This window comes from Planomonospora sp. ID67723, assembly GCF_015711605.1.
In the GTDB taxonomy this organism is placed as follows: Bacteria; Actinomycetota; Actinomycetes; order Streptosporangiales; family Streptosporangiaceae; genus Planomonospora_A.
In genome coordinates, this window is record NZ_JABTEZ010000005.1 from 621584 (window position 1) to 636624 (window position 15041).

Annotated in this window: 6 protein-coding genes (1 of these 6 cut by a window edge); all 6 read left to right on the forward strand. The window is 76.3% G+C overall.

The features are described 5' to 3' along the window. Tightly spaced (each overlapping or abutting the next), the 6 genes in view from HS041_RS33650 to HS041_RS33675 form a layout consistent with a single transcriptional unit that may run on beyond the window. Nucleotides 1–939 carry an LLM class flavin-dependent oxidoreductase gene (locus HS041_RS33650; protein ID WP_196444879.1) on the forward strand — a complete coding sequence of 313 codons (939 nt, stop codon included), beginning with the start codon at nt 1–3 and terminating at the stop codon, nt 937–939. After that, nucleotides 936–5951 carry a non-ribosomal peptide synthetase gene (locus HS041_RS33655; protein ID WP_196444880.1) on the forward strand — a complete coding sequence of 1672 codons (5016 nt, stop codon included), beginning with the start codon at nt 936–938 and terminating at the stop codon, nt 5949–5951. Before HS041_RS33650 ends, HS041_RS33655 begins: the two co-directional genes overlap by 4 nt. After that, entirely contained in the window at nt 5948–9190 is a 3243-nt protein-coding gene (locus HS041_RS33660; RefSeq protein WP_196444881.1) for a non-ribosomal peptide synthetase, read from the forward strand. Before HS041_RS33655 ends, HS041_RS33660 begins: the two co-directional genes overlap by 4 nt. Then, nucleotides 9183–12302: a non-ribosomal peptide synthetase gene (locus HS041_RS33665; RefSeq protein ID WP_196444882.1), complete on the forward strand. Its 3120-nt coding sequence runs from the start codon at nt 9183–9185 to the stop codon at nt 12300–12302. The genes HS041_RS33660 and HS041_RS33665 overlap by 8 nt, the downstream gene beginning before the upstream one ends. After that, the gene (locus HS041_RS33670) at nt 12295–13095 is read left to right on the forward strand and encodes a thioesterase II family protein (RefSeq protein ID WP_196444883.1); all 801 of its coding nucleotides are present in this window, start codon (nt 12295–12297) and stop codon (nt 13093–13095) included. The genes HS041_RS33665 and HS041_RS33670 overlap by 8 nt, the downstream gene beginning before the upstream one ends. Further along, nucleotides 13092–15041, forward strand: the 5' portion of a protein-coding gene (locus tag HS041_RS33675) for a non-ribosomal peptide synthetase (RefSeq protein WP_196444884.1). The gene runs 4458 nt beyond the window's last position; the window shows 1950 of its 6408 coding nt (coding positions 1–1950); its start codon is at nt 13092–13094; its stop codon lies off the right edge, out of view. Before HS041_RS33670 ends, HS041_RS33675 begins: the two co-directional genes overlap by 4 nt.

Genomic DNA, 15041 nt, shown 5'->3' on the forward strand with positions numbered 1-15041 from the left:
GTGGTGATCCACGGACAGGACCTGCCCGTGGCCGAGATGCTCGAGCGGGCCAGGCTCGCCGAGAAGATCGGAGCCGACGCGGTGTGGCTGGTGCAGCTGCCGAGCCTGCGCGACAGCGCCGCCGTGCTGGCCGCGCTGGCCTGCGTCACCGAGCGCGTCGCCCTCGGCGCCGGCGTGCTGCCGTTCTACACGCGCCCGCCGGTCAGCATGGCGCAGACCGCGCTGACGGTGGACGAGCTGTCCGGCGGCCGGTTCGCGCTCGGCGTCGGCAGCGGGCACCGCGTGACCGGCGAGTGGATGCTGGGTGTGCCGGCGGGCCCGCCGGTCGGGTCGATGCGCGAATACCTGTCGATCGTCACCTCGCTCATCCGGGACGGCGAGGTGCACGAGACGGGCGACTGGTATCGCGCGCACGCCGTCTACGCGGCGCCGAGGCGGGCCGGGCTGCCTGTCTACCTCGGCGCGTTCGGCCCCCGGCTGGCCGAGCTGGCCGGGGAGGCCGCCGACGGGCTCATGCTGTGGATGTGCACGGCGACCTACATCCGCGAGGTCGTCATGCCCGCTCTCGAACGCGGGCTGCGGAGGTCGGGGCGCTCACCCGACGGCTTCCCGGTCGTCGCCATGGTGCCCGGCGCCGTCAGCGAGGACCTGGCCGGCGACCGGGAGCTGCTCCGCCGCTACCTGGCCGCGTACGCGCGAGTGCCCACCTACCGGCGCATGTACGAGCTGAGCGGGTTCGGCGACGAGCTCGCGCGCGGAGCCGTCAGCGACGGGATGCTCGACGGGATCGCCGTTCTCGGCGACGAGGCCGCCGTCCAGGCCATGGCGGCCCGATACGCGCGGGCGGGTGCCACCCAGGTCGTCATCACCCCCATGGCGTCGGCGCACAACGACCGGGCGCTGTTCACGCGCACCGTCGAAGCCCTGGTGGGCCGATGACCGGCGCCCGGCCGCCGGCGGTCGCGCTGCACGCCCCGGTCCTGGCGGCGGCCCGGCGCCGGCCGGGCGCGACGGCGCTGCGTTGCGGTTCCGCGCAGCTCACCTACGGTGAGCTGGACCGCCGCTCCGGTCTGCTCGCCGGGGCGCTGCGCGCCGCGGGGACGGGTCCGGACGACATCGTGGCGGTCCACGTGCCGCGCGGCCCGGCGCTCGCGGTGGCGCTACTCGGGGTGCTCCGGGCGGGCGGCGCGTTCCTCGCGATCCCCGCCGACCTGCCGGCCGGGCGGGTACGGCGGCTGGTCGCGGACGCCGGGGCCCGGGTGGCGGTCGCGCCCGCGGGAGCCCTCGCCGGCCGTCCGGGGCTGACCGTCGTGGACCCGGCCGCCGCCGGGGTCCCCGCCGACGTGCCCGTGGATCCGCTGGGCGCCGCCTACGTCGTCTACACGTCCGGTTCCACCGGGGAGCCGAAGGGCGTCGTCGTCCCGCACGGGGCCGCCGCCGGGCACATCCGGGCGATGACCGCCAAGGTGGGGCTGCGGCGCGGGGATGTCGTCCTGCAGGTCTCCGGCGAGTCGGTGGACGTCTTCGTCGAGCAGCTCTTCTGCGGACTGTCGGCGGGGGCGACCGTGCTCATGCGGGGCACCGGGCCGTGGGGCGCGGCGGAGCTGCGTGAGGCGTTCGACGCCGGCGGGGTGACGGTCGCCGACCTGCCCGCGGCGCTGTTCGCCGAACTCGCCGCCGGACCGCCGGTCGCGGGGGCGCCGCGGGTGCTGACCGTCGGCGGGGAACGGCTGCCGGTCGACGCCGCCCGGCGCTGGCTCGCGTCGGGCGGGCCCGGCCTGGTCAACGCCTACGGGCCGACCGAGACCGTGATCACCGCCAGTGTGCACCGGGTGGTCTCCGCGGGGACGGCGCCGGTGCCGATCGGGCGGGCCGTCGGGCGGCGGCGGCTCGCCGTGCTCGACCGGGAGCTGCGGCCGGTACGCGGGGCCGCGACCGGAGAGCTGTACATCGGGGGAGCGGCGCTGGCCAGGGGCTACCTGGGACGGCCGGGGCCGACGGCGGAGCGTTTCGTGCCGGACCCCGCGGGGCCGCCGGGATCCCGCATGTACCGGACCGGTGATCTGGTCAGGCGCTCCGCGCACGGGCTGGAGTTCGTCGGCAGGGCGGACGACCAGGTCAAGGTCAGCGGATACCGCGTGGAACCCGGCGAGGTGGAGGCGGTGCTGGGCGGGCACCCCGCCGTGGCGCTGTGCTGCGTCACCCGCGACGTCACCCGCGACGCGGCCCGTGACGTCTACGGCACCGGTGACGGCGGCCGGCTGGCCGCGCACCTGGTGTTCGCCGATCCCGCGGCCGCGCCCACGGCCGGTGAACTGCGCGAATGGGCGGCCGAGCGGTTGCCCCCGTGGATGGTGCCCGCCGTGTGGCACGCCCACGACCGCCTACCCGTCACGGCGGCCGGGAAGGTCGACAGGCCCGCGCTGCCGTACGCGCCGATGGCGGCGCCGGACCCGCACGCGGAGGGGGCCCCGGCCACGGAGACCGAACGCCGGCTCGCCGGCATCTGGCGGCGCGTCCTCGGCACGGGGCCGGTCGGCGTCCACGACGACTTCTTCCGGCTGGGCGGCACATCCCTCGGCGCGATCCGCGTCATCGCCGCCGCCCGGGCGGAACTCGGCCACGAGCCCGCCCTGCGCGACTTCTACGGCAGCCCCACCGTCGCGGGCCTGGCGGCGCTGCTCGACGGCGGGCGGGCCGAGCGGTTCCCGCCGATCCCGGCCGTCGACGACGTGTGCGCGCCGCTGTCGCTGATGCAGGAGCAGATCTGGTTCCTGGAACAGCTCGAACCGGGGAACATCGCCTACAACGCGCCGACCACGTTCCGGCTCGACGGGCCGCTCGACCACGGGCGGCTGGAAGCCGCCGTGACGCAGCTGGTCGAGCGGCACGAGATCCTGCGCACGACGATCGAGACCTCCGCCGACGGGACACCCGTGCAGCGGGTGCACCCGCCCTACGCCGTGCGCATCCCGGTCGTCGAGGCGGCCGAGGCCGAGGTGGACGCGCTCGTGCTGGCCGAGGCGCGCAGGCCGTTCGACGTGTCGGAGCTGCCGCTCGTCCGGTGGACGCTGCTGCGGACCGCCCCGGACGCGCACGAGCTCGTGCTCGTCGAGCACCACCTCGTCCACGACGGCTGGTCGTTCGCGCTGCTGGCCGAGGACCTGGCGGCGCTCTACCGGGGCGAGCAGCCCGCCCCCGCCGCCCCCGTGCGCTACCGCGATTTCGCCAGATGGCAGCGGCGCAACGCGCCGGAGGGACAGCAGGCGTACTGGGCCGAGAGACTGCGCGGGGCCGACGAGGGCGTCGACCTGCCGCAGGACCGGCCCCGCCCGGCCGCGCCCGCTTTCACCGGCGGCGTCCACCGGGTGGAACTGCCCGCCCGGCTGTGCGAACGGGCCCGCGAGGGCAGCAGGGCCGCCGGGGTCACGCTGTTCTGCACGCTGCTGGCGGCGTACGTCGCGCTGCTGCACCGGGTGGGCGGGCAGCGGGACCTGTGCGTCGGGTCGGCGTTCGCCAACCGGCGGGTACCGGGCACCGAGTCGGTGGCGGGCATGTTCGTCAACCCCGTCACGCTCCGGTTCGACCTGTCCGGGACGGTGACGTTCGGGGCGCTCCTCGGCCAGGCGGCGGCGGTCACCCGGGACGCGCAGGACAACCAGGAACTGGCCTTCACCCGCGTCGTCGAGGCCCTGTCGCCGGTCCGTGTCCCGGGCCGGAACCCGCTGTTCGCCGCCATGTTCAACATGGACGACGCGCCGCTCGGCCCGATCGACCTCGGCGACGTCCGGGCGACCTACCTGGAACGGCACAACGGCACGGCCAAACTCGACCTGTCCGTTCTCGCCGTGCCCCGCGCCGAGCGGCAGAGCGGGCTCCCCGAGCGCGACCGCGACCGCCGGATCACGATGATCTGGGAGTACCGCGCCGACCTCTTCGACGCCGCCACGATCACCCGGCTCGCCGCCCAGTACGAGGCCCTGCTGGCGGCCGCCCTCGACGCTCCCGACGCGCCGGTCACCGACCTCCCCCTCCCGGGGGAGACGTCTCCCCCCGCGGGGGAGGCGCCCGGCGAGCCCGAGGACGTGGTGGCGCTCATCGAGCGGCGGGCCGCCGCGGCGCCGCGGCGGGAGGCCGTCCGGGTCGTCGGCGGCGGCGGGCTCTCGTACGGCGAGCTGGACCGCCGGGCCACGGCGGTCGCCCGGCTGCTGCGGGAGCGCGGGCTGGGGCCGGAGGACGTCGTCGCGCTGTGCGCCGACCGCGACCTCGACATGCCCGTCCTCGTCCTCGGAGCGCTGAAGTCGGGCGCCGCCTACCTGCCGCTCGATCCCTCCTGGCCGGCCGGACGGCTGGCCGACGTGATCCGGGAGTCCGGCGCGCGGGCCGTCCTGACCGGCGACCGGCGGCGTCCGCACGCGGAGGCGGCGGCCGGAGGGGTGCCCGTGATCGTTCCCGGCGGCCGGGCGCCGTCCGGCGTCCTCCCGCCCTGCGCGGCCGTACCGGGCAACGCGGCATACCTGATCACGACGTCGGGATCGACGGGGAAGCCCAAGCGGGTGGTGATCACGAGGGCCGGGCTGGCGGCCGAGTACCGGGCCTGGGAGCTCGCGTACCGGCTGGAACCGGCCGGGCACGCGCAGGTCGCGTCGTTCGCGTTCGACGTGTGCACCGGGGAGATCGTCCGCGCCCTGGCCAGCGGCGGCACGCTCGTCGTCTGCCCCGCCGACGTCGTCCTCGACCCGGCCGCCCTGCACCGCGCCCTGCACGACCACGATGTCCGGTACGCCGAACTGCTCCCGTCCGTCGCCCGGTTGCTCGTCGACCACTGCGCGGCCACCGGCGCCTCGCTGTCGTTCCTGCGGCTCATCGCGGTCGGCGGTGAACCGTGGACCCCGGCCGAGCACGCCGCCCTGCGCCGCGCCGCCGGCCCGGACACCCGGGTGCTCAACGTCTACGGCGTCACCGAGGCCACCGTCGGCAGCACCCTGTGGGAGGGCGAGGCGGCCGGTTCGGCCTGGCTGCCGATCGGAGCCGGTCTGCCCGGCGTGACCGCCCGCGTGCTCGACGGCTCCCTGCGCCCGGCCCCGGTCGGTACGGCGGGTGAGATCCACCTGTCCGGTCCGACGATCGCCCGCGGCTACCACGGCCGCCCCGCCCGGACCGCGGAACGCTTCCGTCCCGACCCGGCGGGGGCGCCCGGCGACCGCCTGTACGCCACCGGGGACCGCGGCCGGCTCCGCCCCGACGGGGCGATCGAGTTCCTCGGCCGCGACGACCGCCAGGTCAAGGTACGCGGTTTCCGCGTGGAACCGGGTGAGGTCGAGGCGGTCCTGCGAGGCGGCCCCGGGGTGCGCGACGCGGTCGTGGTCGCTGCCCGCGAGGACACCGGTCGGGTCGCCGGGCTGGCGGCGTTCGTGCTGGCCAGGCCGGGCGAGCAGGCCGACGCCGAAGCGCTCGCCGACTGGCTGCGGCGGCGGCTGCCCGGTCACCTGGTGCCGGGCTCGGTCACCGTGCTGCCCCGCTTCCCCCGGACGGCGACCGGAAAGATCGACCGTTCCGGCCTCGGAGTGCTCGCCGCGACCGCGCCCGCGCGGCCGCCCGGCCCCTCCACCGCGCCGCGCGACGACCTCGAACGCGCGATCGCGGCCGTCCTCGGCGACGTGCTCGGCGGCGTGCGCGTCGGGGCGTTCGACGACTTCTTCGCGCTCGGCGGGCACAGCCTGCTCGCCGCCCGCGCCGCCGTCCGGCTGCGCGGCGCGCTGGGCCGCGAGGTGTCCGTGCGGGACCTGCTCGCCGCGCCCAGCGTCGCCGCCCTGGCCCGGCGGCTGAACGGCGCCGCCGGCGCGGGCGCCCAGCCGGCCGTCACCCGGGCCGACCGACGGGCTTACCTGGTCGCGCCGGACGCCTTCGACTCCCCGGAGAACGCCGGGACCGGGGAGGCGGCGAGATGACGTCCGTCGTGGCGGTTCCGGCGTCCTACGCCCAGGAACGCTTCTGGCTGTCCGAGCACCTCGCGGGCGGCGGCGCGGCCCTGCACAACATGCACCTGGCCGTGGAGCTCACCGGCCGCCTGGACACGGCGGCCTTCGCGGCGGCCGTCCAGGGCACGGTCGACCGCCACGAGGCCCTGCGGACGACACTGCGTCCGATCGGCGGCCGGCCTCACCAGGTGATCGCCGCGGCCCTCGCGGTGCCGACCCCGGTCACCGATCCGGACGCCGATCCGGGCGCCGTCCCGGCGGACGCTCTCGTCGCCGCGCGCGCAGCCGCCCACGCGCGGACGCCGTTCGACCTCACCGCCGGTCCCCTGCTGCGCAGCGAGCTGCTGCGGCTCGGACCGGAACGGCATGTGTGGCTGCTGACGGTGCACCACGCCGTGTGCGACGGCTGGTCACTCGGGGTGCTGCTGGACGAGATCGGGGCCGCCTACCGGGGGGAGCCGGTGGCCGAGCCCGCCCTGCAGTACGCGGACTACGCCGTCTGGCAGCGGACGTTCGTCGAGGGCGGCGGGGCCGACGAGGACCTCGGCCACTGGAGGCGGACACTGGCGGGAGCACCTGCGGCGCTCGACCTGCCCGCCGACAGGGCACGGCCCGCCGTGAGCACCCGCCGGGGCGCGCTGCTGACGCTGGACCCACTGCCCGCCGGACTGGCCGGGCTCGCCGGAACCGAGCGCGTCACCCCCTTCGCGGCCGCCCTCGCCGCCACCGGGTTGCTCCTGCACCGGCTCACCGGCGCCGAGGACGTCGTCATCGGCACCACGCACGCCGGCCGCGGCCGGCCCGAGACCGACCGGCTCGTCGGCTGCCTGGCCAACACGCTCCCCCTCCGGCTGCCGGTACGCCCCCACGCCGGCTTCCGCGCGTTGCTCGCCCGGGCCGGGGAGGCCGTCCTGGACGCGCAGGATCACGCCGAGACGCCGTTCGACCGGATCGTCCAGGCGGTCAACCCCGATCGCGCGTCCGGGCGCCATCCGATCTTCCAGGTCATGCTGGACGCCGAGCCGGGCGCGGCCGACCGGTTACGGCTGCCCGGCGTCGAGGTCACGCCGGTGCCGGTGCCCGAACGCGGGATCTCGCTGTTCGACCTCAGTCTCACGGTCGGTCCGGGCGGGGGACTCGTCTGCGAATACAGCACCGAGCTGTTCGACGAGGCGACCGCACGGTCCTACACCCGCTGCCTCGCGACGCTGACCGAGGCCGCCGTGGCCTCGCCCGATCTCCCGCTGCGCGGCCTGCCCGCCCTGCGTCCCGCCGAGCGCGAACGCGTCCTGGCGGCAGGAAGCGCCGTCGCGGCCGAGCGGGACGGTTCGGTCCCCGCGTGGATCGAGGCCGCCGCCCGGCGTCGCCCGGACGCCGCGGCCGTCGGGGACCTGACCTGGCGGGAGCTGATCGGCCGGGCCGCGCGGCTGGGCGGGGAACTGGGCGGCCGGGGCGTCGGCCGCGGATCGGTCGTGGCGCTGTTCGCCGGCAGGTCGCCGGAGGCGATCGCCGCGATCTGCGGAATCCACCGGGCGGGCGCCGCCTACCTGCCGCTCGACCCCGAGCTCCCCGACGCCCGCGTCACCGAGCTGCTGGCCCGCGCCCGCCCGGCGGCCGTCGTGACCGCCCCCGAGCACGCGCTCCGCCTGCGCGCTCTCGGCGCCGACGCGATCGTCCTGCCCGGTGAGGCCCGCACCGCGGCCGGGGCGGGGGACGGGCACCGGGACCGCGCCGTGCCGGTCGAGGCCGGGGACCTCGCGTACGTGATGTTCACCTCGGGGTCCACCGGGCGGCCCAAGGCGGTCGAGGTGCCGCACGGAGGGCTCGCGGCGTACGTCGCGGCGCACCGGGCCATGTACGCGCTGACGCCGGACGATCGGGTGCTGCAGTCCGGGTCGCTGAGTTTCGATCTCAGCGCCGAGGAGATCTTCCCGTGCCTGGCGGCGGGGGCGACGCTCGTGCCGCGCACAGAGGAGATGCTGGACGGGCCCGCCGCGTTCCTCGACGGTGTCGCCCGGCTCGGCGTGACGGTCGCGCACCTGCCGACGTCGCTGCTGAACCTGCTGGCGGGAGCCGTGGCGGACGGCGGAGTGCCCGTTCCGCCGCCGTTGCGGCTGGTCGTGGCCGGCAGCGAACCCGCCGATCCGGCCCGCCTCGCCGCCTGGCGCGCCGCAGCGCCCGGGGTACGGCTCGCGCACGTCTACGGCGTCACCGAGGCGAGCATGGTGTCGGCCGCGGCCTTCCTCGACACCGTTCCCGACCGGGCGCGGGTCACGATCGGGCGGCCGATCGCCGGAACCGAGATCCACGTCCTGGATGACGGGTTCGAGCCGGTCCCCGACGGGGTCCCCGGTGAGATCTTCATCGGCGGGGAGGGACTCGCCCGCGGCTACCTGGCCGAGCCGGGCCGTACGGCGGCGCGGTTCGTCCCCCACCCCTTCGCGGCGGGACGGCGGCTCTACCGCACCGGAGACCTCGCCCGGCGGCTCCCCGACGGCTCCATGGAATATGCCGGACGCCTGGACCGCCAGCTCAGCCTGCGCGGCTTCCGCATCGACCCCGCGGAATCCGAAGCGGTCCTGCGAACCCACCGCGCGGTCGCCGATGCGGCTGTGACCGTGCGGGACGAGCAGCTCGTCGGCTACGTCGTACCCCGGCCCGAGGCCGGGCGCGTGCCGGTGGAGGAACTGCGCGCGCACGCGGCCCGCGCGCTGCCGGGGCATCTCGTGCCCGGGGCGATCGTCTGGCTGACCGCGCTGCCGCGCACCGGCAGCGGAAAGATCGACGTGGCCGCGCTGCCCGCTTCCCGGCCGCGGGAGGACGCGGAGGGGGCCGCCGCACCGGCCAGGTCCACACAGGCCGCGGTCGCCGAGATCTGGTGCGAGGTGCTCGGCGTCGCCCGGGTCGGTCCCGGTGACGACTTCTTCCAGCTCGGCGGGCACTCGCTGCTCGCCGGGCAGGTCGCGGCCCGGCTCCGCCGCCGTTTCGGGGTGAGCGCCGCGATGCGCCTGATCTTCCGGCATCCCCGCCTCGCCGACCTGGCCGCCGCCGTCGATCGGATGTCCGGCCCGGCCCCCACGGGCGCGCTCCCGGCCGCCCTCGGCGGGCCCGTCTCGGCGGCGCGGGCCGGCAGGGTCCTCGGCGACGCGGTCGGGGACAGCGACGAGCTGGCCGGACTTCTGCGCGAACTGGGGGTGAGCCATGACTGAGACGGCCAGGGTCGTCCCGGTTTCGCTGGGGCAGCGGCGGTTGTGGTTCGTGGATCGGCTGGCGGGTGGCGCTCGTGAGTACGGGGTGGTGCTGGCGTTGCGGCTGGTGGGCCGGTTGGACGCCGATCGGCTGGTGGGGGCGGTGGAGGGGGTGGTGGCGCGGCAGGACGCGTTGCGGTGCCGGTTCATGGCGGTGGACGGCGAGCCGGTGATGGTGGTGGATGCGCCGGGTCCGGTTCTGGTGGAGCGTGTCGCGGTGCCGGATGCGGGTGCGGTGGCCGGGGGTGCGGTGGGTGAGGCCGGGCGGGCCGTTGTCGATCGGGTGGTGGCTGAGGCGGCGGGTGGGGTTGATCTGGCGGTGGGGCCGGTGGCGCGGTTCTGGCTGGTGGAGGTCGGGCCGGGGGAGCACGTGCTGGTGGTGGGGGTGCATCACATCGTGTTCGACGGGTGGTCGGGGGCGGTGTTGGTGCGGGATCTGGGGGCGTTGTATCGGGGGGAGGAGTTGCCGCCGTTGGTGGCGGGGTTTGCGGATTTCGCGGTGTGGGAGCGGGAGGCGGGGCTTTCGGCCGAGGGGTTGGCGTTCTGGCGGGAGGTGTTGCGGGGTGCTCCGGCGGTGTTGGAGTTGCCGCTGGACCGTCCCCGGCCGGCACGACGGTCCGGGGCGGCCGACCGGATACCGCTGCGCATCCCCCCGGAGGCGGTGGCCGCGTTCCGGCGCGCGGGCGCGACGCCGTTCATGGGAGTGCTGGCCGGCATCAACGTCGTGCTGTCCCGCTACTGCGGCACGACCGACGTCGTGGTCGGGACGTTCACGACCGATCGGGCGACACCCGAGCTCGAGGACCTGGTCGGGTTCTTCGTCAACACGGTCGTGCTGCGCACCGACCTGTCCGGCGACCCCGGGTTCGCGGAGGTGCTGGCCAGATCGCGGGCGGTGACGCTGTCGGCGCTGGCGCACCAGGGCGTGCCGTTCGACCGGGTGGTGGAGGAGGCCGCGCCGGTCCGGTCCGCGGGGGTGACGCCGTTCGTCCAGGTCGCCGTCGTCGTGCAGAACACGCCGGAGGCGCCGGGACGGCTCGACGAGCACGTGCGGATCGAACCGGTGACGGTGCCGCCGACGACGGCCGCCTTCGACCTTTCCTTCCAGCTCTGGCCGGAGGCCGACGGCGCGATGACGGGCTTCGCCGAGTACTCGACCGAGCTGTTCGACCGGCCGACCGTCGAGGGCGTCGTCACCGCCCTCGACCGCGTCCTCCTGGCGGGCCTCGCGGACCCGGGCCGCCCCGTGTCCGCACTCCCCCTGGTCGCGGACCCCCTGATCCTGACCGGCCCGGCCGGCGATCTCCGCGGAACGGCGGACGTGCCGATCGCCGGGCTGATCGCCCGGCAGGCCGCCCGGACCCCCGGGCGGCCCGCGTTCCGCCTGGCCGGCGCGGGCGGCCGGACGATCACTTACGCGGAGCTGGACCACCGGGCGCGCTGCCTCGCCGGGCGGCTGCGCGAGCGGGGGGTCGGCCCGGAGGACGTCGTCGGAGTCTGCCTGAGGCCCGGCATCACGCTGCCCGTCGCGGTCGTCGCCGTCCTGTACGCCGGTGCCGCCTACCTGCCCCTCGACCCGGCGCACCCGGCCGAGCGCCGCGCCCGCCTGGCGGCCGACGCGGGCGCACGCGTCATCATCGCCACCGATGCCGACTGGCTGCCGGAAGGCGTGCACCTCCTGCGCCCGACGGCCGGACCGCCCGCGGGCGAGGTCACGGCGGCGGATCCGGACGGAGCCGCGTGCGTGATCTACACCTCGGGGTCGACCGGGCGGCCCAAGGGGGTCGTGATCACGGGGCGGTCGCTGGTCAACCGGCTGGTCTGGATGCGGGAGGCGGTGCCGTTCCGGGCCGGGGAGGTGTCCTGCCAGAAGACGCCGATCAGCTTCGTCGACAGCCTCTGGGAGCTGCTCGGGCCGCTGCTCGGAGGGATGATGACCGTCGTGCTCAGCCCGGAGGCGGGGCGCGACCCGCACGTGCTCGTCGACGAGCTCGCCGAGCACGGTGTCTCCCGTGTGCTCATGGTGCCGTCGCTGCTGCGGGTGCTGCTGCGGACGGTGCCCGACCTGGGGGAGCGGCTTGCGGACCTGACGACCTGGGTGAGCAGCGGGGAGCCGCTCACCCGCGACGTCGCCCGGCTGTTCGCCGAGCGGCTGCCGGGCCGGACGCTGCTCAACCTGTACGGCTCCTCGGAGGCATGGGACTCGCTCTGCCCGGACGGCGGCCCGGACCCCCAGGAACCGCCCTCGGGCATGTCCGCGGGCGTTCCCGTCGGGCGGCCGATCGCGGGGGTACGCGCGACCGTCCTCGACGACCGGCTCCGGCCGGTCCCCCGGGGGATGCCCGGTGAGCTCCACGTCGGCGGGCGCTGTCTGGCGCGGGGCTATCTCGGCCGTCCGGGCCTGACCGCCGATCGTTTCCTGCCCGACCCGGAGGCGCCGGGCGAACGGCTCTACCGCACCGGCGACCTGGCCCGGATACGCGCGGACGGGCAGGTGGAACTGCTCGGCCGGGCCGACCGCCAGGTCAAGGTCCGCGGCGCCCGGGTGGAGCCCGGCGAGATCGAGGCCGTCCTGGAGGAACTGCCCGGGGTCTGCGAGGCCGCCGTCGTCGCCGTCCCGTCCGATGACGGCGCCCGGCTCGCCGCGCACGTCGTGGCCCCCGGCGTACGGGACGACCTGAGGCGGGCGCTCGCCCGGAGGCTGCCCGCGCACCTGGTCCCGGAGCGGGTCCTCCTGCACGACGCGCTGCCCCGCGCCGCCACCGGCAAGATCGACCGCCGGGCGCTGCTCCTGGACGGCCGGGGCCGTGACCAGCGGCCGGACCCCGCCGGTGAGCCGATGACCGCCCTGGAGCGCCGCATCGCCGCGGTCTGGGCCGAGGAGCTCGGCCGCGAGGTCGGCGCGCACGACGACTTCTTCGACGTCGGCGGTCACAGCCTGCTCGCGCCCGTCCTGGTCGGCAAGATCGCCTCCGAGCTCTCGGTCGAGCTGCCGCTGAGCTGGCTGTTCGAGCACCCGACAGTCCACGCCATGAGCACGTCCCCGCAGGTCACGGGAGGTATCCATGAGTGATCGGAGGAACCCGTGGCTGGCCAGGCTGCGGCCGTCCGGTGACGGGGCGGTCCGGTTGATCTGCCTGCCGCACGCCGGCGGGGGCGCGGCGACCTTCCGCGAGTGGGCCGATGACCTGCCACCCGGCGTCGACCTGTGCGCCGTCCGCCTCCCGGCGAGGGAGAGCCGTCTGCGCGAACCGCCGTACACGAGGATGACCGACCTCGTGCCCGTCCTCGCCGACGGGCTCGACGGCGCGTTCGACCGGCCGTACGCGCTGCTCGGCTACTGCTCCGGTGCGCTCATCGCGTACGAGCTGGCCGCGCATCTGATCGCCGCCGGCCGGCGGCCGCCCGAGCTGCTGGCGGTGTGCGCGTTCCCGGCCCCGGCGCTGGTCGAGCCGACCGAGGTGCACCGGCTGCCCTCCGACCTGCTCGCCCGGCACCTGCGCGGCCTCGGCATCATCCCGGACGCCATCCTCGCCGACCGCGACCTGTTCGCGATGTTCGAACCGGGGGTGCGCGCCGACTACGAGGTGATGGAGACCTGGCGGCACGGACCGCGCGGGCCGCTGCCGGTCCCGATCACCGTGTTCGGCGCCGACGCCGACCCCAGCGTGACCGTCGAGGAGCTCCGGGCGTGGCGGGCCGACACGGCCGGTCGCTTCACCCTCCGCGTCTACCCCGGCGACCACGGCTTCTTCACCGCCGACCGCCGCGACATCGCCCGCGGAGTCGCCGCCGACCTCGCCGTCCTCCCCGAGCCCGCCGGTCCGGCCGGCGGCGCGGGATACGCAGGGGCGGTGCACCGGTGAACGAGACGGCCGCCGTGCCACCCCTGTCCGACGTCAAGCGGCGGCTGCTGGCCCGGCTCGCCGCCGGGGCCGCCGGGCCGCCCCCGCCCAGGGTGCCGCGCCGTACGGGCTCCGGGCCGGTACCGCTGTCGTACGCGCAGGCGCGGGTCTGGCTGATGGACCGGCTGGCCGGGGACCTGCCGCTGTTCAACCTGGTCATCGCCGGCCGCCTGCCGATGGACGTCGACCTCGACGAGCTGCGCCGCCGTCTCACGGCCGTCGTCGGGCGGCACGACGCCATGCGCATGTCGGTCGTCGAGGTCGGGGGCGAGCCGTTCCTGAGCGTCGCCGACTCCGTCCCGGTCGACGTCCCGCTCGTCGACCTGACCGGCGTCGACCGGGAGCAGGCCGAGCAGACGGCCTTCCGGCACGCGTACGAGACCGGGACGCGTCCCTACCGGCTCGACCGGGCCCCGCTGTGGCGGGTCGAGCTGGTCAGGCTCGGCCCGGCCGACCACGTCCTGGTGATCGCCGCTCACCACATCGCGGTCGACGGCACCTCGCTCACCCTCATCCTGCGTGAGCTGGCCGGGCTCGACGCCCCCGACCTTCCCGTGGGATACGCCGACTTCGCCGCCTGGCAGCGCGGCCGGGCCGGAGAGGGCCGGGACGCCGGGCTCGACTACTGGAAGGACCGGCTGGCCGGACTCGACCCGCTCGAACTGCCCGCCGACCGGCCGCGGCCCGCGCGGCCGAGCTACCGGGGCGACTCGCTCCAGGCCGTGCTCGATCCCGGTCTCGTCCGCGACCTCGGCGAGATCGGGCGCGCGGCGGGGGCGACGCCGTACATGACCGTGCTGGCGGCGTTCTGCGTGCTGCTGCACCGCTACACCGGGGCCACGGACGTGTCGCTCGGCGCGTTCGTGTCCGGCCGCACGGAGCCGGAACTGCACAACCTGGTCGGCATGTTCAGCAACATGATCGTCGTCCGGGCCGACCTGTCGGGCGATCCCGGATTCGGCACGGTCGTCGACCGGGTCAAGCACGCGCTGCTGGGCGCGATGAGCCACCAGGACGTGCCGTTCGAGCGCCTGGTCGCGGAGCTGGGACAGGACCGGCCGGACCGGTCGGCGCCGCCGCTGGTCCGCGTGGCGTACAACATGCCGGCCGAGGCGGGGGCGCTGCCGCCGATCGGGCGGTCGCTGCCGCTCGACTTCACCCATCGGGGATCCCCGCTCGACCTGACCCTGCACATGACCGAGGAGCCCGGCACGGTCCGGCTCACCTTCGAGTACGCGACCGACCTGTTCGACGCAGCCACCGTCGGCCGGATGAGCGGTCACTTCCGCACGCTCCTCGCCGGCCTGGCCGCCGAACCGGGAAGGCCGATCGGCCAGGTGCCGATGAGCGGTCCCGCCGAGGACCGCCGCCTCGCCTCCTACGAAAGGGGTGCCCTCCCCGCGCACGGTGCCCCCCGCGGGTACGGCGCTGCCGCCCGGTCGTTGCACGAGATGGTCGCCGACCAGGTCAGGCGGACGCCGGAGGCGGTCGCGGTCGCCCACGGCGGGCGGTCCCGGACGTATGCGGAACTCGACGCCGACGCGGACGCCGTCGCCCGTCGCCTGCGCGACCGGGGCGTCGGCCCCGAGACGCCCGTCGGCGTCCTCCTGCGCCGCTCGCCGGCGATGCCCGCCGCGCTGCTCGGGGTGTGGAAGGCCGGCGGCGCGTACGTGCCGCTCGACCCGGGGCACCCGCGCGACCGGCTGGAGACGGTGCTCGGCGACTGCGGCATCGAGGTCGTCGTGACCACCCCCGATCTCGCCGCCGCCCTGCCCCGGGAGGGCCTGCGGCTGGTGTACGCCGACGAGGCCGCCCTGCCCGGCGTGTTCGAACCGGTGCCCGCCGACCCCGACCGGGCGGCGTACGTCATGTACACCTCCGGGTCCACCGGGCGGCCCAAGGGAGTC